Origin of the sequence: Blautia caccae, assembly GCF_040095955.1 — a bacterium.
In the GTDB taxonomy this organism is placed as follows: domain Bacteria; phylum Bacillota; class Clostridia; order Lachnospirales; family Lachnospiraceae; genus Blautia; species Blautia celeris.
In genome coordinates, this window is the sequence record NZ_JBBMFP010000003.1 from 193313 (window position 1) to 215816 (window position 22504).

17 protein-coding genes are annotated in these 22504 nt (G+C 45.2%); 14 read left to right on the plus strand and 3 right to left on the minus strand.

Annotation, left to right across the window (positions count from 1 at the left end):
• The first annotated feature begins 30 nt into the window (after positions 1–30).
• The 9 genes from WMO65_RS04410 to WMO65_RS04450 all read left to right on the plus strand — a co-directional run bounded on the left by WMO65_RS04410 (position 31) and on the right by WMO65_RS04450 (position 10189).
• Positions 31–1440: an MFS transporter gene (locus WMO65_RS04410; protein ID WP_033141092.1), complete on the plus strand. Its 1410-nt coding sequence runs from the start codon at positions 31–33 to the stop codon at positions 1438–1440.
• A gap of 37 nt (positions 1441–1477) precedes the next feature.
• A complete protein-coding gene (locus WMO65_RS04415; RefSeq protein WP_033141093.1) occupies positions 1478–2485 on the plus strand; it encodes a Gfo/Idh/MocA family protein in 1008 nt (335 codons plus the stop codon).
• 21 nt (positions 2486–2506) lie between these two features.
• Complete coding sequence (locus tag WMO65_RS04420) at positions 2507–3445, plus strand: sugar phosphate isomerase/epimerase family protein (RefSeq protein ID WP_033141094.1); 939 nt, start codon at positions 2507–2509, stop codon at positions 3443–3445.
• A 283-nt stretch (positions 3446–3728) separates the two neighbouring features.
• Entirely contained in the window at positions 3729–4154 is a 426-nt protein-coding gene (locus tag WMO65_RS04425) for an EamA family transporter (protein WP_033141095.1), read from the plus strand.
• 372 nt (positions 4155–4526) lie between these two features.
• On the plus strand, positions 4527–5543 hold the full coding sequence (locus WMO65_RS04430; protein WP_033141096.1) for a Gfo/Idh/MocA family protein: 1017 nt from the start codon (positions 4527–4529) through the stop codon (positions 5541–5543).
• 106 nt (positions 5544–5649) lie between these two features.
• On the plus strand, positions 5650–6570 hold the full coding sequence (locus WMO65_RS04435) for a sugar phosphate isomerase/epimerase family protein (protein WP_033141097.1): 921 nt from the start codon (positions 5650–5652) through the stop codon (positions 6568–6570).
• Positions 6571–6596: 26 nt separating this feature from the next.
• On the plus strand, positions 6597–7538 hold the full coding sequence (locus WMO65_RS04440; RefSeq protein WP_033141098.1) for a sugar phosphate isomerase/epimerase family protein: 942 nt from the start codon (positions 6597–6599) through the stop codon (positions 7536–7538).
• Positions 7539–7554: 16 nt separating this feature from the next.
• Positions 7555–8967, plus strand: a complete 1413-nt coding sequence (locus WMO65_RS04445; RefSeq protein WP_148392615.1) for an MFS transporter — start codon at positions 7555–7557, stop codon at positions 8965–8967.
• A 196-nt stretch (positions 8968–9163) separates the two neighbouring features.
• The gene (locus WMO65_RS04450; protein WP_054352093.1) at positions 9164–10189 is read left to right on the plus strand and encodes a LacI family DNA-binding transcriptional regulator; all 1026 of its coding nucleotides are present in this window, start codon (positions 9164–9166) and stop codon (positions 10187–10189) included.
• Here the strand turns inward: WMO65_RS04450 and WMO65_RS04455 are convergent, their stop codons facing one another.
• Together WMO65_RS04455 and WMO65_RS04460 are read right to left on the minus strand one after the other, a co-directional pair.
• Positions 10190–11632 (minus strand): helix-turn-helix domain-containing protein, encoded by a 1443-nt coding sequence (locus WMO65_RS04455; protein WP_187370590.1) that lies wholly within the window; start codon positions 11630–11632, stop codon positions 10190–10192. It abuts the gene before it with no gap.
• Entirely contained in the window at positions 11610–13415 is a 1806-nt protein-coding gene (locus WMO65_RS04460; RefSeq protein WP_148392612.1) for a sensor histidine kinase, read from the minus strand. The genes WMO65_RS04455 and WMO65_RS04460 overlap by 23 nt, the downstream gene beginning before the upstream one ends.
• A 239-nt stretch (positions 13416–13654) precedes the next feature.
• Here WMO65_RS04460 and WMO65_RS04465 point away from each other — a divergent pair, with 239 nt between their 5' ends.
• From WMO65_RS04465 to WMO65_RS04480, 4 genes are all read left to right on the plus strand, one after another.
• Positions 13655–14989: an ABC transporter substrate-binding protein gene (locus tag WMO65_RS04465; protein WP_148392611.1), complete on the plus strand. Its 1335-nt coding sequence runs from the start codon at positions 13655–13657 to the stop codon at positions 14987–14989.
• A gap of 63 nt (positions 14990–15052) precedes the next feature.
• The gene (locus WMO65_RS04470) at positions 15053–15925 is read left to right on the plus strand and encodes a carbohydrate ABC transporter permease (protein ID WP_033141102.1); all 873 of its coding nucleotides are present in this window, start codon (positions 15053–15055) and stop codon (positions 15923–15925) included.
• On the plus strand, positions 15925–16752 hold the full coding sequence (locus WMO65_RS04475; protein WP_033141103.1) for a carbohydrate ABC transporter permease: 828 nt from the start codon (positions 15925–15927) through the stop codon (positions 16750–16752). Before WMO65_RS04470 ends, WMO65_RS04475 begins: the two co-directional genes overlap by 1 nt.
• Positions 16753–16774: 22 nt before the next feature.
• On the plus strand, positions 16775–18541 hold the full coding sequence (locus WMO65_RS04480) for a glycoside hydrolase family 36 protein (protein WP_148392610.1): 1767 nt from the start codon (positions 16775–16777) through the stop codon (positions 18539–18541).
• Between the two features lie 101 nt (positions 18542–18642).
• On the opposite strand, the gene WMO65_RS04485 is transcribed toward WMO65_RS04480, so the two are convergent.
• Complete coding sequence (locus WMO65_RS04485) at positions 18643–20859, minus strand: alpha-L-rhamnosidase (RefSeq protein ID WP_148392609.1); 2217 nt, start codon at positions 20857–20859, stop codon at positions 18643–18645.
• 268 nt (positions 20860–21127) lie between these two features.
• On the opposite strand from WMO65_RS04485, the gene WMO65_RS04490 reads away from it, so the two are divergent.
• Positions 21128–22003 (plus strand): AraC family transcriptional regulator, encoded by an 876-nt coding sequence (locus WMO65_RS04490; RefSeq protein WP_148392608.1) that lies wholly within the window; start codon positions 21128–21130, stop codon positions 22001–22003.
• Positions 22004–22504: the final 501 nt, after the last annotated feature.

Sequence of the window (22504 nt, forward strand, 5' to 3'; positions counted from 1 at the left end):
GTGAAAAAATGAAAAACAGGAGAGGTGATTATGAACAGAGAAATAACAGGAGAAAGACAGACAGCCGCAGTGAGCGGAGTTGTCAAACTAAATTGGGGAAACAGGATAGCATACGGATGCGGAGATACAGCATGTAATATCGTCTGCGGCATGATCAATGCTCTGCTGACTTTGTTTTACACAGATTATGCGGGAATCCCCATAGCGACAGTGGGGTTGGTCATGCTGATATCAAGAGTATTTGACGGCTCCTCAGACATTATCATGGGAGTCATTGTAGGGAAAACAAAATCAAAATGGGGGAAATCAAGGCCGTGGCTTTTGTGGATGGCGGTTCCCTATGTGCTCTGTGCCATAGCTATGTTTACGGTCCCCCAGACGAACGAGACGATACAGTTCTGGTACATTTTTGTCACATATAATCTGTGCACCACGGTGTGCTACACAGCCATTAATGTGCCATACGGAACACTGTCCACCATGATGACAAGGTCATCTCACGAGAGGGACCTGCTTTCCATTGTGCGCATGTCCATGGCTCCGGTGGGAAGGCTCATTGCAGTAACTTTCACCATGCCGGTGGTGAAATTATTCGGAGATACACAGGCAGCCTGGGTGAAAGCCATGATGCTGTGGTGTGTGATCGCGTTTGTCATGCTGCTTATCTGTTTTGCAAATTGTAAAGAACACGTACATATTGAAGTAAAGAAAGAAACACCGAAGGCGTCCTTCGGTAAAAATGTAAAGGCTCTTGTGGGAAATATTTATTTCTGGGCAACGCTGATCCTCTGGACTATCACCTGTGTGCACCAGACACTTGTGGGAGCTGTACTGCCTTATTACTGCAAATATATTTTCGGAAATGACAGTTGGATGTACAGCACACTGTACATGGCAGAGGCCGTCACACTGATCGCAGGGGCACTGATCTGCCCTGTACTTCTGAAGAAATTCAACAAAAGGGATCTGTCTCTGGCCGGATGCGTTCTGGCAGTGGCGGCACAGATGGTATTCTTTATGAACCCTCACAGTTTTGGCCTGGCAATGGGAACTACCATTGTAAGAGCGCTGGGGGAGGCACCCCTTACTGCGGTTGTCTTCGGCATGATGGGAGATGTCATTGAGTATGGACAGTGGAAGAGCCATATCCGCCAGGAAAGCCTTGTCTTTGGCGGCGGATCTCTGGGATTCAAACTGGGAGTAGGCCTGACAAGCGCTATCATCAGCGGCTTATTAAATGCCAGCGGCTACATCAGTTCCTCCACAGGCGGCGCTGTGCAGCCGGAAACGGCAAAGGCCATGATCATGAGTATTTACAAATACGGAACCACATTTATCTGGGTCATTGCAGTGGTTGTCCTTATTTTCTATAAACTGGATAAGATTTATCCCCGAATTATGAAGGAACTGGCAGAGCGGGAGCTGCGGGGAGAAATGTAACAAATTCAATCAATCAAAGATAAAGGAGAATAAAAAAATGGAAGAATTGAGAATTGGATTAGTAGGAACAGGTGCGATCGGACGCTCACACATTGAGCGGATCAACACCAGACTCCAGGGAGCGAAGGTTGTGGCATGTGCAGATGTGAATATGGACTTCTGCAGATCTGTAGCTGAGAAATACGGCATTCAGGCATATGACAGCGGAGAGGAAATGATCGCATCTGATGCAGTGGACGCGGTGATCGTCACCACGCTTGACCCCTTCCATGAGCAGTATGTGACGGCGGCCATCAAAGCAGGTAAATACGTGTTCTGTGAAAAGCCGCTGGCACCGGAGGCGGATGCCTGCAGACGTATTGTGGAAGCGGAGATGGCAGGTAAAAAACAATTGGTGCAGGTTGGTTTTATGCGCCGCTATGACCCGGGATACCGCCAGTTAAAAGCGCTGATCGACTCCGGAAAATACGGTCTGCCTCTGATGCTGCACTGTGCACACAGGAACTACGACGCACCGGGATTCACCACATCCATGCCGGTGGAGAACTCCATGATCCATGAGATAGACGTGCTTCGCTGGCTGCTGGGAGAGAATTATAAAACAGCAGAGGTAGTATTTCCAAAGACAACACGCAACGCGGAGGGAGAACTGCGCGACCCGCAGATCATGTATCTGACCACGGAATCAGGGGTTCGCATTGACGTGGAGTCTTTTGTAAACTGCCGGTACGGATATGATATCAAGTGTGAGGTTGTCTGCGAGGAGGGTTCCCTGAACCTGCCTGAGCCGGCCAACACTATGGTGAGAAGCAATGATTCCCGCATCACACCTATCTGTCATGACTGGTCAGAGCGTTTTATCGACGCGTACAATATTGAATTCCAGGAATGGATCAATGCATGCCGGGAAGGAAGAGTTGACGGTCCAAGCGCCTGGGACGGTTATGTGGGACAGGTGACAGCGAAGGCAGCTTCCAAAGCCCGCGACACACAGACCGTGGTGAACATTGAATACGAAGAAATGCCGGAATTTTATAAAAAGTAATCTAAGACGGAGGAAATGAACATGAAACTTTCTATTTGCACAGATGTATTTGCAGAACTGAGTTACACGGAAATGTTGGATAAGGTAAAATCCCTGGGGATTGATGCGGTGGAGATGACAGCCGGAGGGTGGGGAGCCAGGACACACTGTCCCACAAAAGAACTGCTGGAGGATGACAATAAACTTGCTGCCTATAAAGCGGAATTGGAAAAACGCGGAATGGAGATTGCAGCGCTGAACACCTCCTGCAACCAGCTCTGGCCCTGTGAACTGGGAAGGGAATATTCTGATTCCATGTATGACTGTGTTGTGCTTGCCAGTAAACTGGGCGTAAAGAAAATTGTCTGCATGTCAGGACTTCCTGCAGGCAGCGAACACGATACTACACCGAACTGGATCACCTCCAGCGTCACAATGACAGCTTATATGCAGCCCACGGTGGAGTACCAGTGGAAAACAACCATTGCCTGGTGGAAGGAATTTACCGTACATTGTAAAAAATACGGTATCGAGCAGGTAGCCATAGAGGAATTCCCCTGTCAGATGGTGTACAATCCAGAAACACTCTGGACACTGAGAAATGCAGTGGATCCTATTATCGGAATCAACCTGGACCCATCCCATCTGATCGCCCTGGGGGCAGACCCCATTGCCTCTGCCAGGGCACTGAAGGGGGCAATCTACCATCTGCACGGCAAGGATGCCAGAATTGAGAGAGGACTTGCCGAGATCAACGGACTGCCTGAGTGGAAAGCTGTCACAGAGGTGGCAGACCGTACCTGGAATTATGTGGCAGTGGGATGCGGAAAAGACCTGCAGTGGTGGAAGGAATTCTTCTCTGTATGCCGCATGATGGGATATGACGGATACGTTTCCCTGGAAATGGAAGACCTGACTATGAGCACCGAGGCAGGCGTTCTCACATCCATTGATGCATTGAAACAGACCATCAGTCTGTAAAACACAGAGGATGGGCAGGAAGAAAACAGAATCAGGTTCTTGTGGTTTGCCTGAGAAGAAAAGATTGAGATAAAAACATTTGACGGATAAGAGAATTTGACGTAAAATAAAAATTGGGTGGACACCTACCGCAAACTAAGGTCATTAGTTTGCGGTTTTTTTATTTGAAAAAGCCTGATATTTACAGTGAAGGTCTGCATATACCGCCTGTTATATACAGTATATTGCCGGCCTTTGGTACGGTACATGATAGTGTTCAGGAATCAGAGAGGAGGAGACAAGTATGTGGAATTACATCTGGCCGATTCTTTTGGTGATCGGCTCCAACACGGTCTATAACATCTGCGCCAAATCAACGCCTGCAGAGGCAAATTCATTTGTATCACTTTCTATCACATATCTGGTAGGTGCGCTTTTGTCCATAGGCATGTTTTTTCTGACGTCAGCCGGAAAGGATTATTTTGTTGAGTTAAAAAAACTGAACTGGGCATCTGTTGTCCTGGGGGCATCTGTCGTTGCGCTGGAATTTGGGTATATTGCAATATACAGGGCCGGATGGAAAGTCAGCGTCGGTTCTTTGGTCGCCAATATCGGCCTCGCAGTTATTTTGATATTGGTTGGTGTGATTTTTTACAAAGAACTGATAAGTATAAAACAAATCTGCGGAATCATGCTGTGTCTGGGCGGCCTGCTGCTGCTCAATACATAAACGTGCATGCCTTGCAAAAAGGCGTGCACGTGCCGCCTTGCTGTATATTTGGCCTCAATTCGATGAGCACAGCCCGCTGCTCTTCCTGTATTCGGAAGCAAATCTCCTGAAAACTATTATTGTTAAAATTATACAAAAATGAAATATGATATTAAGTAAAAATGTCAATGGACACAAAAGAAATAAAGTTGTATTATTAACTCATCAAAGAGAGCACGAGCTCGCAAGCGAGCAAAACAAGAGATAATGAGCAATATAACAAAAGAAAATTTACCTGCGGTGAAAGCCGCACTCTTTTTTACAAAAGTACGAGCACGAGCTCTTAACAACAAAAAACAATGTTCTCAGGAATGAAGAAAAGGAGATAAGATTATGGCTGGTAAAGATTTAAGAATTGGTGTTGTAGGAACAGGAGCAATCGGAAGAACACACATTGAGAGAATTAACAACAAACTGCAGGGCGCAAAAGTAGTTGCGTGTGCAGATGTAAATGTGGATTTTGGAAAATCCGTAGCTGAAAAGTATGACTGCAAATTCTATGCAGACGGAGAAGAGATGATTGCATCGGACGATATTGATGCAGTGATCGTCACCACCATTGACCCATATCATGAGCAGTATGTAATGGCAGCGATCAAAGCAGGAAAATATGTATTCTGTGAAAAACCTCTGGCACCTGAGGCAGAAGCCTGCAAGAGAATCGTGGAGGCAGAGGTTGCAGGCGGAAAACAGCTTGTACAGGTCGGCTTCATGAGAAGATACGATACCGGATACCGTCAGTTAAAGGCAGCAATTGAGAACCGCACCTACGGAGAACCCCTGATGCTGCACTGCGCACATAGAAATCCGGCTGTGGATGAGAGTTATGACACACCTATGGCAGTAGAAAACTCCATGATCCATGAAATCGACGTTCTCCGCTGGCTGCTGAACGAAGATTACGCAACCGCAGAGGTGGTATTTGCCAAGAACACCCGCAGAACCCATGCAAACCTTATGGACCCGCAGATCATGATCCTGACAACAAAATCAGGTGTCCGCATCGATGTGGAGGCTTTTGTCAACACAGGTCACTGCTATGATATTAAATGTGAGGTTGTCTGCGAGGATGCCATCCTGAATCTGCCGGAGCCTTCCAATATTGAAGTATGTGCCAATGCCACAAGAGGCCATGCAATCCACAGTGACTGGTCCACCAGATTCGTGGATGCCTACAACACGGAAATCCAGGAATGGATCGATGCCACAAAGGAAGGAAGAGTAGACGGCCCTACAGCTTGGGACGGATATGTGGGACAGGTAACTGCAAAAGCAGCTTCCAAAGCACGTGATGAGAAAAAAGTAGTGGAAATAACCTTCGACGAAATGCCTGAATTCTATAAAAAATAAAAAGTCCGCCAGGGAGAATTTTGGAAGACAATTGCGGAAAAGAAATCTCATTTATTTTTACCTGGAAGAGAGCACGAACTCTTAAATCCATAGGAGGATACAGAATATGAAAATAGCATTTGATGTAGATGTACTGGCAAAGCAGATGGACATCAACCGCATGGTCCATCAGGTAGCTGACTGGGGATACAAATACATTGAGCAGTCCCCACACCCGAGGATTAATCCCTTTTACAAACACCCGTTATTCTCGAAAGAATGCGAGCAGGAATACAGACAGGCATTAAAAGAGACCGGTGTAGAAATTTCATCCTTTATTGTTGTATACCGCTGGTCAGGTCCTACTGAGGAGCAGAGACAGTTCGCGGTTGCCAACTGGAAACGTATGATTGAGATTGCAGTGGACATGGGAGTCCAGGTCATCAACACCGAGTTGTCCGGAGACCCTAATCAGCAGGAAATCTGTAATGGCATGTGGTTCAAGTCCATGGAGGAGCTTCTTCCTATCATAGAGAGAGAAGGCATCCGTGTGGAAATCCAGTCCCACCCTTATGATTTTTGTGAGCTGAATAACGAAACCTGTGATCTGGTAAAATCCTTCCGTTCCAAAAATCTTGGATATGTATATTCTTCCCCTCACGGCTTCTTCTATGACGAGGGCAAAGGGGATGTGCGTTCCATGTTGAGATACGCAGGCGACGAGCTGACTCATGTATTGTTCGCGGATACCTTTAACCAGACCCTGGACTGCCGCTATATTGCCAATCCCCCGTGGCTGAACGGACGTGGAAAAGCGGATGTGACCATTCATCAGCATCTGGCAATGGGTGAGGGAGACGTGGATTTTGACGGTATTTTTGAGACCCTTCGTGACATGGATTTTGCAAATAAACAGCTGCAGGAAAATGCCCCGAAAGTGGGCGGTGACAATATTGCCTGTGTTTCCATGTTTGGTTTCCCGGAGAAAATGGATAAACAGGCACCGGAAGCCAGAGAACGAATCGAAAGAGAACTTTTAGGCAGATAAAAATAGGAAAGAGAGAGGAAAAGATCATGAAATTATCACTTTGTACAGATGTTTTAGGCGATTTGTCTTTTACGGAGATGTTGGATAAGGTAAAATCATTAGGTATAGATGCAGTGGAAATGACAGCAGGAGGCTGGGGCGGCTGCAAACACGTTCCCACACAGGAGCTCCTGGCAGATGAGAACAAATTAAAATCCTATAAGGCTGAGATCGAGAAAAGGGGCATGGAAATCGCGGCTCTCAACTGCTCCGGAAATCCTCTGTGTCCGGGTGAGATGGGAGAACTTCACACTAAGACGATTTACGATACAGCAGTGCTGGCAGGAAAACTGGGTGTGAAGAAACTTGTCATGATGTCAGGACTCCCGGCAGGCGGACCTGAGGACAAAACTCCTAACTGGATCACGTCAACTGTTTCATGGCCGGATTATATGGTGGAAACCGTAAGATACCAGTGGGAGGATGTGGCAATCCCCTGGTGGAAAAAATTCGTGGCTCACTGCAAGGAAAACGGTGTGGAACAGATTGCCATTGAAGAGTTCCCCTGCCAGCTTGTCTATAACCCGGAGACTCTCTGGAAGCTGAGAAATGCAGTAGACCCCATGATCGGAATGAATCTGGACCCGTCCCACCTGATGGTTATGGGAGCAGATCCCATCGCAGCAGCAAGAGCTTTAAAAGGCGCACTGTATCACATTCACGGCAAAGATGCCCGCATTGAGAGAGGTCTGTGCGATGTGAACGGGCTTCCTGAATCAAAACCGGTAACAGACTGTGAGAACAGAACATGGAACTATGTGGCAGTGGGATGCGGAAAAGACCTGCAGTGGTGGAAAGAATTCTTCTCAGTATGTCACATGATGGGATATGATGGATATGTTTCTCTGGAAATGGAAGACCTGACTATGAGTGTGGAAGCAGGCCTGAACACCTCCATCGACGCCCTGAATCAGACAATAAGCAAATAAGGAAAGAGGTGCCCGGATGAATCTCAACGGATTTAACAAACTGGTACAGAAAGACAGGGTAACAGGATTTGAAAAATTTGCATATGGCTGCGGTGAAATCTCCACAAACATCGTATTTACCATAGCGACAAGTCTCCTCGTCATGTTCTATACAGACGTGGCCCATGTATCTGCAGCCGTAATCGGCATGATCATTGCTATTTCCCAGGTATTCAACGGAGTATCGGACATAGCAGCCGGATTTATTATAGACAGGACACGTTCCAAATACGGACGTGCCCGTGTGTGGATGCTGCGCATGTCCGTTCCATATGCCATCGCAGCAGTGCTTCTGATAACCGTGCCTCAGATCGGGGCAATGGCGCAGGCTATCTACATTTTTATTACATACAACCTGATGCTGACAGTTGTTTACACACTGTTCCAGCTGCCCTTTGCCACGACCATGACTTATATGACACGTGACCAGAATGAGAGGGCAAAAATCAATATTATCCGTATGGCAATGAGCCCCATCGGAAATATTCTTGTAACGCTTCTCTTCACAAGAATTCTGGATATGATGTCCGGCGGCGGCATGGATTCTCAGAAGAACTGGATCATCCTGACAGCCATCTATGCAGTCGGCGCTGCAGCCCTGATGCTGTTCTGCTTTGCAACAGTCCGTGAGAGAGTCGTGGTAAAAGATGAGATGGGCGGCGAACAGATTCCTCTGAAAAAGGCCCTGCCTGCTCTGTTTAAGAATAAATACTTCATTATGTTGTTCCTGTTCTTTGTATTCTTTGCCATGTACCAGACCTTTGCGGGAACCATGGCTACCTATTACTGCAAATGGATCGTGGGTGATACAAAGATCATCGGAAATGTAAACACAGCCTGTTTCGGTATCACCATAGTTGCAACTCTGCTTTTAGGCAAGGTTATGCACCTGACAAGCAAGAGAAACTGGTGTATCGTAGGCGCGCTCTTTATCATCGCCGGTTCTCTGGTTCTGCTGGTCAACCCTACCAGCATTGCGGTTGTAACCTTCGGCGGCCTGCTTAGGGGAATCGGAATGACGCCTATTCTGGGCATGATCTTTACCATGATCGCAGATGCCATAGAATACGGACAGTGGAAGACAGGGCTGCGCACAGCCGGTGCCATACAGTCAGCAGCCACATCCGGTCAGAAGTTCGGCCAGGGTATCGGCTCCGCGCTGATTGGCTTCATTATGGAGGCAAACCAGTACAATGGTGACCTTGGAACACAGTCCGCGCAGGCCCTGCATACCATTTCCAACCTGTTCATTTACGGTGTGACGATTCTGGGTGTGATCATGATCATCCTGCTGTTATTCTATCACCTGGATAAGGAATATCCGACGATCATGAAAGAGCTTCTGGAAAGAGAGGCGCAGATTGATTTAAAGAAAAAGGCTGAGAATTAAAGACAGAATCAAAATAAAGTTAAAATGGCATGTCTCAGATAACACGTCCGGGGCATGCCATTTTTCTCTTTTCATCTTCCGGATAATGCGCTATACTTAGTCTAAGAGTACGTTCTCTCTCAAAGCGTGTTTGAAAACCCATCACGGCAGTCAGCACGCTTTCGGAACCGGACAGACAGGAAAGAGGTTGATAAATATGGGAGTAACCATTAAACAGATAGCGGAAATGGCGGGTGTGCACCGGTCTACTGTCGACAAAGTGCTTCATAAGAGACCGGGCGTGAGTGATGATGTGCGTAAAAAGGTACAGAAGATCATAGATGAAAATAATTATGAGGCGAATCCGATCGGAAAAGCCCTTAAGATGCAGAACAGAGAGCTGCGTATTGCAGTGCTGCTCCTGAAGGTGGATGCGCTTCCCTATATCAGAGAGGGAATCGAGGAGAAGCTGAAAGAGTACAGTTCCTTTCAGGTGCATCTGGAGTTTCAGATCATTGCCTATTCTGATGTACAGAAGCAGGCGGATCTATTGGACCGGTATCGTGAGGAAAAGGTGGACGGCATCATTTTAAGTCCCATCAACGCACACGAGATCGTCGAAGCGATTGACCGCTGCACAGAGGAAAAGATTCCTGTGGTCACAGTCAATTCAGATATCAAGGGCAGCAGGCGTTTCTGCTTTATCGGACAGGACGGTTATAAAGCGGGAAAAGTGGCAGCCAGATTTATGGGCGAGTTCCTGGGCGGAAAAGGCAGAACCGTGGTCATAACCAGTGACGGGGATGAGCATCAGTCCTTCCCCTTCGGCACACGTGAGGGCGGGTTCCGCACGGTCATCACAGAGGCATATCCCAAGATAGAGATGCTTCCCAGTGTGACCACAAAAGAGGATCCGGCTATCATGCGGCGGGAGATGCAGAGAATCCTGCGGGAGGAAAAGGACATAGACGGCATACTGATCACCTGCGGATGTGTCCAGGCAGCAGGCGAGGAGCTGAAAGCCAGCGGCAGAAATAACGTGCGCCTCATCTGCTACGAGGATTATCCGGAAATTCTGGAGCTTATGAAAGAAGATATTGTGACTATGACACTGGGCAGCGGCCTTAGTGAGCAGGGAAAAAGAAGTATAGAGGTTCTGCTGGACAAACTGATTTACGACAGAAATCCTTACCGGAAACATTTGTATTCGGAGATTCATGTGATGGTGAAGGAGAGTCTGTAATCAGCGTTCCGGCCTGTACCTACGGTAGTCAGAAGGCGTCTGCCCGGTCAGTTTCTGAAAGACCTTTGAAAAGTGGCGGGTTCCCCGATATCCTACCTGTTCAGCAATTTCATTGACAGACAGTGTGCTGCTGGAAGTGAGCAGACGCCTGGCGTGACTGATACGGACCAGCGTCAGATAATCCATAAAACGCAGTCCTTCCTTTTGGTGAAAGATCTTGCTGAGATAATTAGGGGTTATCCCATAAATGGAGGATATGGTATTAATTCCAATATCCTCCATATAGTGCTCCTCCACATACTGTTTGACCTTTTCGGTGATGTTCGGAGCGCTGTTTACAGGGGCTGTTTTATACATATCTTCTTTGCCCAGCAGCAGAAAATGGTACAGGGATGTAAAGTCATTTACCGTGCCGTTTAGCTGAAAATAGTGCTGCAGATATTTACGGACACCTTCCCAGTCCAGTTCTTTTTCCAGATAAGGATCAGAAAAGGAAAACGGATTCTGTAACAGCTTTTCATACTGGATGATGTCCCTGTCCTGATAGGCAAGCTGCAGATTTTCTATGGTTTCACTGAGGTTTAAAAGCTGCTTTTTCTTTGAAAAAGTCTGCAGTATTTTTTCATCCAGAAAGCCGCCGTATCCACAGAAGATCCTTAGAGAGAACAGATCCATGGCAGAGGTTATTTTATGGAATATTTCTTCCAAAGAACCTCCCTGAAGATAAAAGGTTGTTACAGGAACACCGAATGCAGAGGAAATTTTCTGCAAAATATCACTCGGACGGCGGGAGGACTGCGGCATTTTTATGATCAGACAGATTTCACCCTCCGGAAGATGGAACAGGGAATAACGGCAGGAAAGAGGGATTAAAGGGTTCAAATCCTGTTGGATATTTTTATACAGTTCCTTGTAAAACTGTTTCTGTGCTTCCGGTTCTTTGTAGTCCACACAGAACAGATAGGCGGATAAACTGCCGGCAATATCCTGGTCAAGTCTGGGGAAAATACAGTAGGTATTGAACTGTGCAACCGTTTCATAAAAAAAGACCTGATTATCTTCATATGTCTTTTGGGTTCTGTCTGCTTCTGCCTGTATGAAAATTTTCTTGATATCATCCAGAGAAGGCGGTTTCAGCAGATAATCGCGTGCGCCAAGCTGAATGGCTTTCTGCGCATAGGAGAAGTCAGAATAACCGCTTAGAATGATAAACTGTGTCCGGGGACAAAGGCCGGAAAGTTCTTCTATGGCAGTAAGCCCATCCATCAGCGGCATGCGTATATCTACAAAAGCCAGTTCTGGCTGGTGTTCTTTACCAAGGGAAAACATCTCCTTTCCATTTCGGGCCTCTAAAAACTCATGCATTCCGGGGAATAGTTCTTCACACATACTGATAAAACTCAAACGTACCATACGTTCATCATCGGCAATCAATATTTTCATGTTGTCCATCCATCCTTTCTTTTATCAGACTGGTATTGATATTTCTGATAATCATATAACTTCCCGTATATTTTCCTACTGCGCTGTGTATTTCAAAAAAACTTTCCGTCTGGAAAAGCTGAAGGCGTTCCTGGATATTCAGCAGGCCCACACTGTTTTTTATATTCAGTTTCTTTTTATCAAATCCGGTTCCATTATCCATAACGGCCAGAAAAATGCATGTTCCGATTCCCTTTAAGGTAATCAGCGAAGCATCAACTTCTACACGTGTAGGCTTGTCATAATCCTCCATTCCATGGACGATGGCGTTTTCCACTAAAGGCTGTATAAGCAGACGGGGAATCAGGAAAGTTTCCGCCTCATGATCCAGATGCAGGGAAAATTCCAGCCTTTCCTCAAAACGGATTTTCTGGAGAAAAAGATAATGTTCTATAAATGAAAATTCTTCCTGTAATGTACTGTAGCCTGAATTTGAGCAGGTGTAATGGAAAATACGTGTAAGCTGAATAATGGAATCTTCCAGCAATTTACGTTCACCGATACGGTTCAGCGCAACGAAATTGTTTAAAGTATTATATAAAAAATGAGGGTTTATCTGTGCCTGCAATGCCTGATACTGTGCATTTTTCTGACTGATAACAGCCATAAATTCTTTCTTGATATGTTCATCCAGGCTTTCAATCATCCGGTTAAGCTGTATGGTGATCTGTTCAAATTCTTCATTCATAGGCAGGGTTTCATCCGCTCTTGCGTCCAGATTTCCCTCCTCCGCTTCATGCATAATATATAGAATATTCTGCAGCGGTTTTGTAAAACGAGAGGATATTTTTCTGTAATTCCAGATGGAAAAAAGAAAAATAAGGATTCCGAAAACAAAAGAAGCCAGGAGTGTTTCCAGAATAGGTTTATAAAATTCCATGTAAGATATAAAATATAACATTTTCCATTCATTTTTTTTCAGGGAATAGGAACATACAACTCCCGAGGAATCCGGATTGGATAGATAAGCATCCAAAAAAGTTTTTCCTGTCGCTTCATTTGTAGCATAAATTATTTTATCTTGTTCTGACAATATGGTAATACACGATAGGTCAGAAATGGATATTTCTGAAAATAAATTGTGAAACAATTTAGTAGATACATCTATTTTTAAAAAACCCACATCTTTTTTTGAATCCAGAAGCCGGATTGGTTTTACAACAGAGAAAACGGAACAGTCTTTCTCATTATCATAGTAAGAAACTGTGTGTGGCGCACAGTATGTTACATATTTATACGCGAATGGTTCATAGGAGAACCAGGAATCCAAAGGGTAGTCCTCAGCAGAAAATTCGTGAAGTCTGCAGTCGGTTTTTCGATAGACAAATCCTTTGTCACTGCTTGGGCCTGTGGGAAAAAATGCAAGTCCCAGAATTTCCGTGGAACTCAAGGCAGTCAGTCTCGTGGCTATGCGTTCATACTGTGTGACATAATGAGACCACTGGCTTGGAGAGGATTCGGAATGATTTCCCTGCGTACTGATATAAGTATAGAGATTCATCATATCGTCATACTGATATGGGCTTAGGGAAAGGCGTTCCATCTCATCCAGATAAGCTTCTATATTGCTGCCAAGAGAAGATAATACATTGTTATATTTCTGCGTCGTATCATCAGATAGTCTCAGAGAATAGAGGGATACATTGAGGAATGTATTGATCATAAGCGGAACGACTGCACATAACAGAAAGAGGAGAAAAATATTTTTTTGGAAGGAACGTTTTTGTTTTTTGATTTTTTTCATAAGTAACCTCCGTTTCAGCTAATAAACATCATAGCAGATTTGAAAATGATTACAATAATAAAAAGAACGAAAGGATATTTTTGTGCAGAATGTAAAAAGGATACGGGGGGGATTTTAATAATATGAATAAATGTACTGTAGAAAAAGGTACTTGGAGGATAGAAATAGTACATTTTAAAATACGAAGGGAGTTGTTATAATAAATTCATAAAACGGGCCCGATAAAAAAGGAGAAAAAAATGAAATACAGAAAATTATTGGCAGGAATTATGGCGGCTGTAATGACAGCGGCAGCAATCAGCGGATGTTCCCAGCGTCCACAGGAGAGCGGAAAGACAGAAAAAAGTGAAACAGAAACAAAGAAAGAAGACAATGCGTCAGACGATGGAGAGGCAGCAAAGAGTACAGGTGTCACACTGGAATTTCAGCACAATATGACAGGCGTAATCACGGATACGATCGAAGAGGTGTGTAATGATTTTACTAGGGAAACAGGAATAGCTGTTGAGGTATCTGCGCCGGGAACGTACGGTGAGATGATCAAAGCAAGAATGGCTTCCAATGATATGCCGGATTTATTCTCTACCCATGGATGGTCAACATCTTTATATGTTGAATATCTGGAACCCATCAATGACCAGCCATTTGCGGATAAGATTGTGGATTCCATTAAAGATATGATAACGGATGCAGAGGGAAATATGTATGTGCTTCCTGCAGATGCGGACTTGAGTGGAATGACTTTTAATAAGACGGTGTTGGATAATGCAGGTGTCAATGTGGATGATATCCAGACATGGGCCGATTTTGAAGAGGCGTGTCAAAAAGTAAAAGATAGCGGCAAAACGCCGATTCATGTGGGAGGAAAAGATAACTGGACAATCGGAACAATGCTGGATCTGATCGCACCAACGTTCCTTACAAATGATGAGGAAAAAGGATGGGGGAAAGCACTTCTGGATGGCAGTTTTGACTGGAATAACTGGGAACCTATCAGTGAAATGGTAAAAAAATGGAGCGATCAAGGATTTTTCAATGTAGACTGTCTGACTGCAGATTATATTACAAGCTGTAAAGCGCTGGCACAAGACGAAGCTGCATTCACCTTCTACACGGGAAAAGCGGTGGCTGAGGCCCTGCAGACAAATCCGAATGCTGATTTGGGAATTATGCCGATTCCGGCATCAGAAGAGGGACAGGAACCATGTATGATCGGCGGTGAAGATCTGGCCGTAGGCGTATGGAAAGACAGTCCTCATAAGAAAGAAGCATTGGAATTACTGAACTATATGGCCCGCCCTGAGGTATGTTCCAAATTAGCCGCAGCATGCGGTATGCCTGCAGGTCTGGAAGGTGTAGAGAGTGAGACAGGTATATTACAGCCTTATTATGAAAAATACATGAATGCGGGCATCTTAACGATTCCATACTTTGACAGAGTTTATCTGCCAAATGGGTTGTATGATGTAATGTGCACAACCGGAACAAGTATATTGGCCGGAGAAAAAGATGCAGTTGAAACTTCAGTAAATAATATGAAGCAGACTTACGAAGAAAAACTTGCACAGCAATAGTAAAATCAGATACAGGGGTGCTGTCTGTGACAGCGCCCTTTTTAAAAGGAGGGGAATGGCAAGATGAAAAAAGGCAGGAAATCTGTAATTAATATTTTTTACATTCCGGCTATACTGTTGTTTTTATTTTTTGTTATTTATCCGTTTGCAGAGGGAATCAGGATTTCATTTACCAACTGGAATGGCTATTCACAGAAATATACCTATGTGGAATTTGCAAATTATATAAAACTCATTCACGACAGTAATATATTAACAGCGCTGAAAAATACTCTGATTTATGGAATTGGCAGTACGATTATTCAAAATATTCTGGGATTAAGCTATGCAATATTGTTAAATACCAGAATCAAAGGAAGAACGATCATCCGTACAGTAGTGTATGCACCGGTTATGATATCAGGCCTGGTCATGGGATATATTATGTATTTCCTGGTGCAGTATGACGGCGGTGCGATCAATGATATTATGGCAGCTTTTGGACAGGCTCCGGTAGACTGGCTCAGCAGCGGCAGCAGGGCTGTGATCATAATGACATTGATTAACAGCATACAGTATGTGGGAATATCCATGGTAATCTATCTGGCCGGCCTGCAGAATATATCTTCCCAGTATTATGAAGCCGCAGCAATTGACGGTGTGAGCAGATGGCAGCAATTCCGTTACATAACCGTTCCGCTTCTGATTCCTGCTATTTCTTCCTCCGTAACCTTAAATCTCATCGGAGGGCTGAAGTTGTTTGATGTGATTCAGGCTCTGACAAAAGGAGGACCGGGATACTCTTCCCATTCACTTTCTACGCTTGTTGCAAATCAGTATTTCCAGGCTACAAATGCGGGATATTCTGCTACGATAGGGCTGTTCTCATTTTTACTGATCATGATACTGAGTAATGTGGTGACTTCTTATTTCAATAAGAAGGAGGTATATATGTAATGGAAAATAAAAAAATACGAAAAAGAAACTGGTGGCTCTATTTGATAGGCGCAGTAGTTATTATTGTACATATCATTCCTATCTATATCCTGGTGGGGGTGGCAGCCAAATCTTCCATGGATACCAGTTCCAGATGGATCATGCCCGCTTATATTGAATGGAATAATTTTAAAGAAGCCCTGGATGGAGGAAACATGCTGATGGCCTTAAAAAATACGGCTGTTATCACTGTGTTTTCTGTTGTGTTTATTACTTTGATCGGTGCCTTTTCCGCTTATCCCCTGGCAAGAAACCGTTCCAGATTCAATATGGGAGTAAAAGGATTTATTCTTGGCATTATGATGATACCGGGGCTGAGCATACTCGTACCCCTTTACAGCACTATGGTAAAAATACACGGGATCTCAACCTATTGGGGGATTATCATTGTATTAGTTACCTTTAATCTGCCTATGAGTATCTTCCTGTTTTCCAATTTTATTGCAGGGATACCGGAGGCATTGGAAGAAGCTGCCTTTATTGACGGATGCGGTCCTATTCAGGCTTTTTTCCGGATCATTCTGCCGCAGTTAAAGCCTGTGGTAGCCAGTGTTGTGATCCTGACAGGAGTTGGATGCTGGAATGATTACCAGTTTTCCTTATATTTTCTTCAGGCCCCCAAACTTAAAACAATTACCCTGGCAGTTGCCAGCTATTTTTCCCAGACAGCAAATAATATGAATGCGGCCGCAGCTTCTGCACTGCTGGGGGTATTGCCGGTTCTGGTGATTTTTGTATTTTTACAGAAGTATTTTATCCAGGGTATGGTCGACAGTGCAGTGAAATGATTGGAAACAGGAGAAGGAAAGTATGGAAAAATATATTGATGATAATTGGAAAATATCCAGTAATTTTCCGGCAGAGTATAAGACAGAGGTGCTCTGTAATGAAAAGAATGTAATCTGCAGGGAAGTGGAATTTTCCTATGCGCCGGAGAAAGAACAGCAGACAGAACGGAAAATCATGGTAGAGTTTTCATTTCCTGTTCTGGATATAAGCGGCAGATGGTATCCTGCCTGTGGGTTTGACAGGTCAATAAAGGCAGACTGGTTTCCGGGAGTGGAGTCTATGACCTCTATCTCTGCTCCTGTTATCTGTTTTTTTAACGGAAAAGGGAAGAACAGACATACCATAGCCTTGTCTGAAGTGAAACAGAAAGTAAACATGCAGTACGGCATTCATGAAGAAGATGGAACCATGTTATGCAGAATCAGTATGGTTCTCCCAAGAGGTTTGTTCCCGGAGAAATATAAGCTTAAAATATGGGGAAGCCGGGAGAACGAGCCATACTGGGATACACTGGCGGGAGTGAGAAAATGGTGGGAGAGCGCTCCCGGATGGCGTATGATGAAAGTCCCCGAGGCGGCAAGAAATCCCTTTTACTCTTTCTGGTATTCTCAGCACCAGTCGGTGAACGCAAAGAGTGTGGAGAAGGAGTGCAGAATGGCCGCAGCATTAGGATTTTCCACTGTTATCATAGATGATGGATGGCAGACGGATGATAATAACCGGGGTTATGCATTCTGCGGAGACTGGGAACCGGCAGCAGATAAATTTCCGGATTTTTCACAGCATGTAAAGAACGTTCAGGATATGGGACTCAAATATCTTATGTGGTTTTCTGTTCCGTATGTTGGAAAAATGTCGCGGGCATGGGAGTTATTTAAAGACAAATTACTGTATTGGAATGAATTTCAGCAGGCCGGAATTCTGGATATCCGATATCCCAAGGTGCGTGAATACCTGAAGGGTATTTATGGGAAAGCAGTGAAGGAATGGGGAATCGACGGACTAAAGTTGGATTTTATAGATGAATTTTATCTTCATCCGGATAGCCCGTCCTTTTCCGAAGGAATGGATTATGCGGATGTGCAGGAAGCGCTGGATGTCCTTTTGACAGAAGTAATGGAGGAGCTTACTTCTGTCCGGCCGGATATACTGATTGAGTTCCGCCAGAGATATATCGGTCCGCAGATCAGAAAGTATGGGAATCTGTTAAGGGTTTCCGATTGTCCGGGATCTGGCATCAGCAACCGGGTGGGAATTGTGGATTTGCGTCTTCTTTCAGGGAAGACAGCAGTTCATTCAGATATGTTGATGTGGCATGAGGCGGAAACCGCCCAGGATGCCGCGCTGCAAGTGCTGAGCTGTATTTTTTCCACGGTACAGATATCAGTAAGTTTGGATAAGCTTACCGAAGAAATGAAAAAAATGTTGCTATTCTGGATGGCGTTTATGCAGGAGCATAAACAGCTTTTACAGGAATCCCAGATCAAGCCTCAGGAACCTGAGAACCTTTATCCGCAGGTGATGGTGGAGGATGAGAAAATACAGATTTTGGTACAGTACAGCAGAGGCAGAACTGTTGATCTGCGCCGGCTTCATAAGTGTATGTATTATATTCATGCAGTAAAAGAGGAAGAAGTCTGTATACGGCTGGATGTCGATTCGAGAACTGTTTACGAGATACGAAATTGTATGGGAGGGATAGTAGAAGAAGGGGTCTGGGATGCTGTTCCTGTGACGGATATTGTGGTACCCACAGGGGGAATGGTTAAGTTTTTACATGAGAAATAAAGGACAGAAATAGAAGATTTAAAAGCCGGGGACTGCACGGAGCTGCTTATATGAGCTGCTGTGCAATCTCCGGTTTTTGTCTGTTTTTAATAAGGCAGAGACTATGCTTTTTCTATTGCACTGTAGAACAGATAAGTTCCTTTTGTTACCTGCTGTTCTTCTCCATCAATAACCACAACAGCATCCACCGGCGTAGTGATTTCATACCGCCATACATTTCCTGCCTTTTTCCAGCCGGAATAGATTTTTCCATGGCGTGTATCCAGAGTTACGGATAACCAGTCAAGTCTTTCATCAGGGACGGGTGCTATCTTTACCTTCTCATAACCCGGAAATTCAGGAATTCTCCGGATTCCCCCGGCTACACTGTAGATCCAGTCAGCCACGGAACCGTAGGCATAATGATTGAAGGAATTCATATCCGCACTCCAGAAGTTTCCGTCAGGCATGATCCCATCCCAGTGTTCCCAGATTGTTGTTGCGCCTTTTGTGACCGGATACAGCCAGGAGGGGTATTCTTTTCTAAGCAGCAGGCTGTAGGCAAGTTCTGAATAGCCGTAATCACTCAGTACATGCAGGATATAGGGCGTACCGACGAAACCGGTCTGAAGCTTTACACCGCATTCTTTTATCATAGACGCAAGCTGATCAGCGGCAGCCCGGCAGTCTTCTGCAAGGTGGAAATGGGCAGCCAGAATACATTCCGTCTGTGTCTTGTACTCTGGATAGGCTGTCCGGAACGCAGCCACGATCTTAGTATACAGTTCTTCATACTCTGCCACATCTTCCCCAAGCACTTTTCCGGCTTCGATCACCAGTGAAGTGGAATAGGCATAGAAAGCGGAAGCGATGAAATCCTCCCGCGTAGAGCCCTTATAGCTTCCGGATGGAGCGTCGAGACCCAGCCAGTCTCCGTAATGCGTTCCCCCTGTCCACAGATATTCTGTCTCTGTGTGAGTCGAAATATAGGAGATCCACTTCTTCATGAGGGTGAACTGAGAGGATAATAATTCCTTATTACCGTATGCAAGGTAGAGTTCCCATGGACAGATCGCTGCCGCGTCACCCCAGGCGGAACTTGCCGGTTCCTCAGAGAGCAGGTCGGGAATAACGTGGCCGACTCTTCCGTCCGGGCCCTGGTCTGCCATCATATCTGCAAGCCATTTGGTGTAGAATTTTTCCGCATCATAATTCATGCAGGCTGTGCGGATGAATACCTGTGCATCCCCGGTCCATCCAAGCCGCTCATCTCTCTGGGGGCAGTCTGTGGGCACATCCACAAAATTACCTTTCTGTCCCCAGATGACGTTGTCGAAGAGCTGGTTCAGCAAGGGATTAGAGCAGTTGAAATACCCGGTCCGACGCATAGCGGAGTGTATCACTACTGCTGTGAAATTTTCCGGTTTTGCAGCAGATGTACCGCCCGGGAACTGATCAATCCGTATATACCGGAAGCCGAAGAAGGTAAGTTTTGGCTTGTAGGACTGTTGTCCGTCACGGCAGATATACAGGTATTGGGCTTTGGCTGTTCTGTAGTTTTCCGTATAAAAACAGCCTTCTTTATCCAGAACCTCGGCATGGGAGAGTTCAACCGTTTCCCCGGCTTTGGCAGTAAGATTGATTTCTACATAACCGGTGATATCCTGGCCGAAGTCAGCCACGACCTCTCCTTTTGGCGTGGTGAAGATACAGATGGGAGTGAGTCTTTCCTGCTCCCGGATCTCTTCGCCCTGCTGGGGAATCAGGGTGTGTGTCGGGCCTTCAAATGCACATACAGGTTTGGCGGAACCGTAATCCCGGCTGCCGCTGCCTGCAGAAGAGCTGCCGCACTCCATTGAGGCGTCATAGATCTCCCCGTCGTAGATTTCCGAAAAGCGGACAGGGCTTTCCGTAAATGTCCAGGTCTCATCCGTTACTGTGTATTCCACAGAACCGTCCTCATAGGTGATCTCCAGTTGGGCGAGAAGTCCTGCAGGGCTTTTTTTCAATTCCTCCTGGACGGAGGATTTACTCCAGCCGGGCATAGGACTGCGGTACCAGCCTTTTCCCACGGTCACGGAAATATGATTATCTTTTCCCAGTAGATTTGTAATGTCATAAGCCTGATACTGAAGACGTTTTTCATAAGAAGTCCAGCCAGGGGCCAGGACAAATTCTCCCACGCGGCTTCCGTTCAATACCGCTTCGTATGTACCAAGGGCAGTTATAAAAAGTCTGGCTGTCTTTATCGGTTTTTCCAGAAAAAAATATTTTTGGAAAAGGGGGCAGACATCCCCTGTGTCCGTCTGTGGTTTGATCCATTTTGCATACCATTCCATTGAAGAAGTACCTCCGTTTTTCTTGTTACTGTTCACTGCGTGCCCAGCAACACGCTTCGCGATGCACAAATATGGAGCATTCCGCTCCATTTCGCGCTGGCTGCCTCGGGATTTTGCTTCGCATCGCGCAGCATCCCCTTGGGGAAAACACCTCCCGGAACATTGGCCGTGAACAGTAACTTTTTCTTTTCTTGACTTTCATGATACCAGAGAATAAAATTGAAAGAAACACCTGTATTTAACTAAAATAGGGGGTGAATTTGACTTTATGGATAAGTCGGTAACCATCCATATCAGGGAAGTGACGAAAGAGGTGCAGGAGCGGCTGGTTATGATGCCGTACCGGCAGTCGGATATGGAAAGCCATACCCATGACTTTTTTGAGTTGGTATATGTGGTGAAGGGGACAGCCGTACATATTTTGAATGCGGAGGAAGGGGTTCTGACAGAGGGCGATTATTTTATTATGGATTACGGGAGTGTGCACAGCTACTCGAAAAGTGAGGATTTTACACTGATCAACTGTATTTTTCTGCCTGAGGTCATAGATGAGACAATGACGGGGTGCCGCTCATTGGATGAACTTCTTCATGGATGTCTGATTCGTTATTATACATCCATACCGGGGGAAACTCCGGTCAACCGTATCTTTCACGATGAGGACGGCAGGATCAAACAGTTAATTTTGGGAATGCTGGAGGAATATGAGGAGAAAAAAGAGGGATATGCGGAGGTATTCCGATGCAGGCTGATCGAGCTGCTTATCCTCACGCTCAGAAAAGGCATCCATGAGAAACCCAAGCATCCAAAACACAGGGCTGTGCTGGAAGTGATCCAGTACGTTGACCGGAATTATCAGAATTATATCAATTTAGGAATGTTCTGTCGGCAGTACCATTATACATTATCTTATATCAGCAGGATTTTCCGGCAGGAGACAGGGCTTTCTTTTCGGGAGTACCTGCAGAAGGTCAGAATCGAAAAGAGCTGTGAGCTGCTGGCGGGGAGCGATATGCGGATAGGGGAGATCGCCCAGATGGTGGGGTATGAAGATAAGAAGTTTTTTAACCGTATTTTTAAGAAGATTGTGAAAATGACGCCACGGGAGTATAGGAATCTTTCTGCAGTGAAGGGAAAGGGGTAAAAGCAGGAGTCCATTTATAAGCAAGGGGTTGACTTATAAGTACCCCATAGGTTATGATAACCAATAGAAGGAAACGGGAGGTGTGTGTTTGTCCATTGTTGTAAGAAAATAAATCAAAAGTATAATTAAATACACAGAAGGGTTGATGTAACAGATGACTCTTTTGTTGTTGTGCAGATTTATTTTGCTTACAGGAAACGAAACACACCAAAAGTAGAGCATGGGCACGGCATTTTTGTTGTGCTCTTTCTTTATGCCGGCAGGCAGTTCCGCAGACGGGATTTCTGTTATGATTGAGGATCACAGAGAATCTGCGGGCTGTATTTTCTGACGCGTATTTTAGAGATATTTACTACTCATGGTATTGTTTACGAGACAGTGTAAGCAAAATACCATGAGTTTTTTTGTGCAGAAAAGGGAGGATGCGGATTCTGCATAAATACAGGAAAACGACCACTCCAGAGAGAACGGATGGGTGTGAGATCATAAAAAGTTAAAATG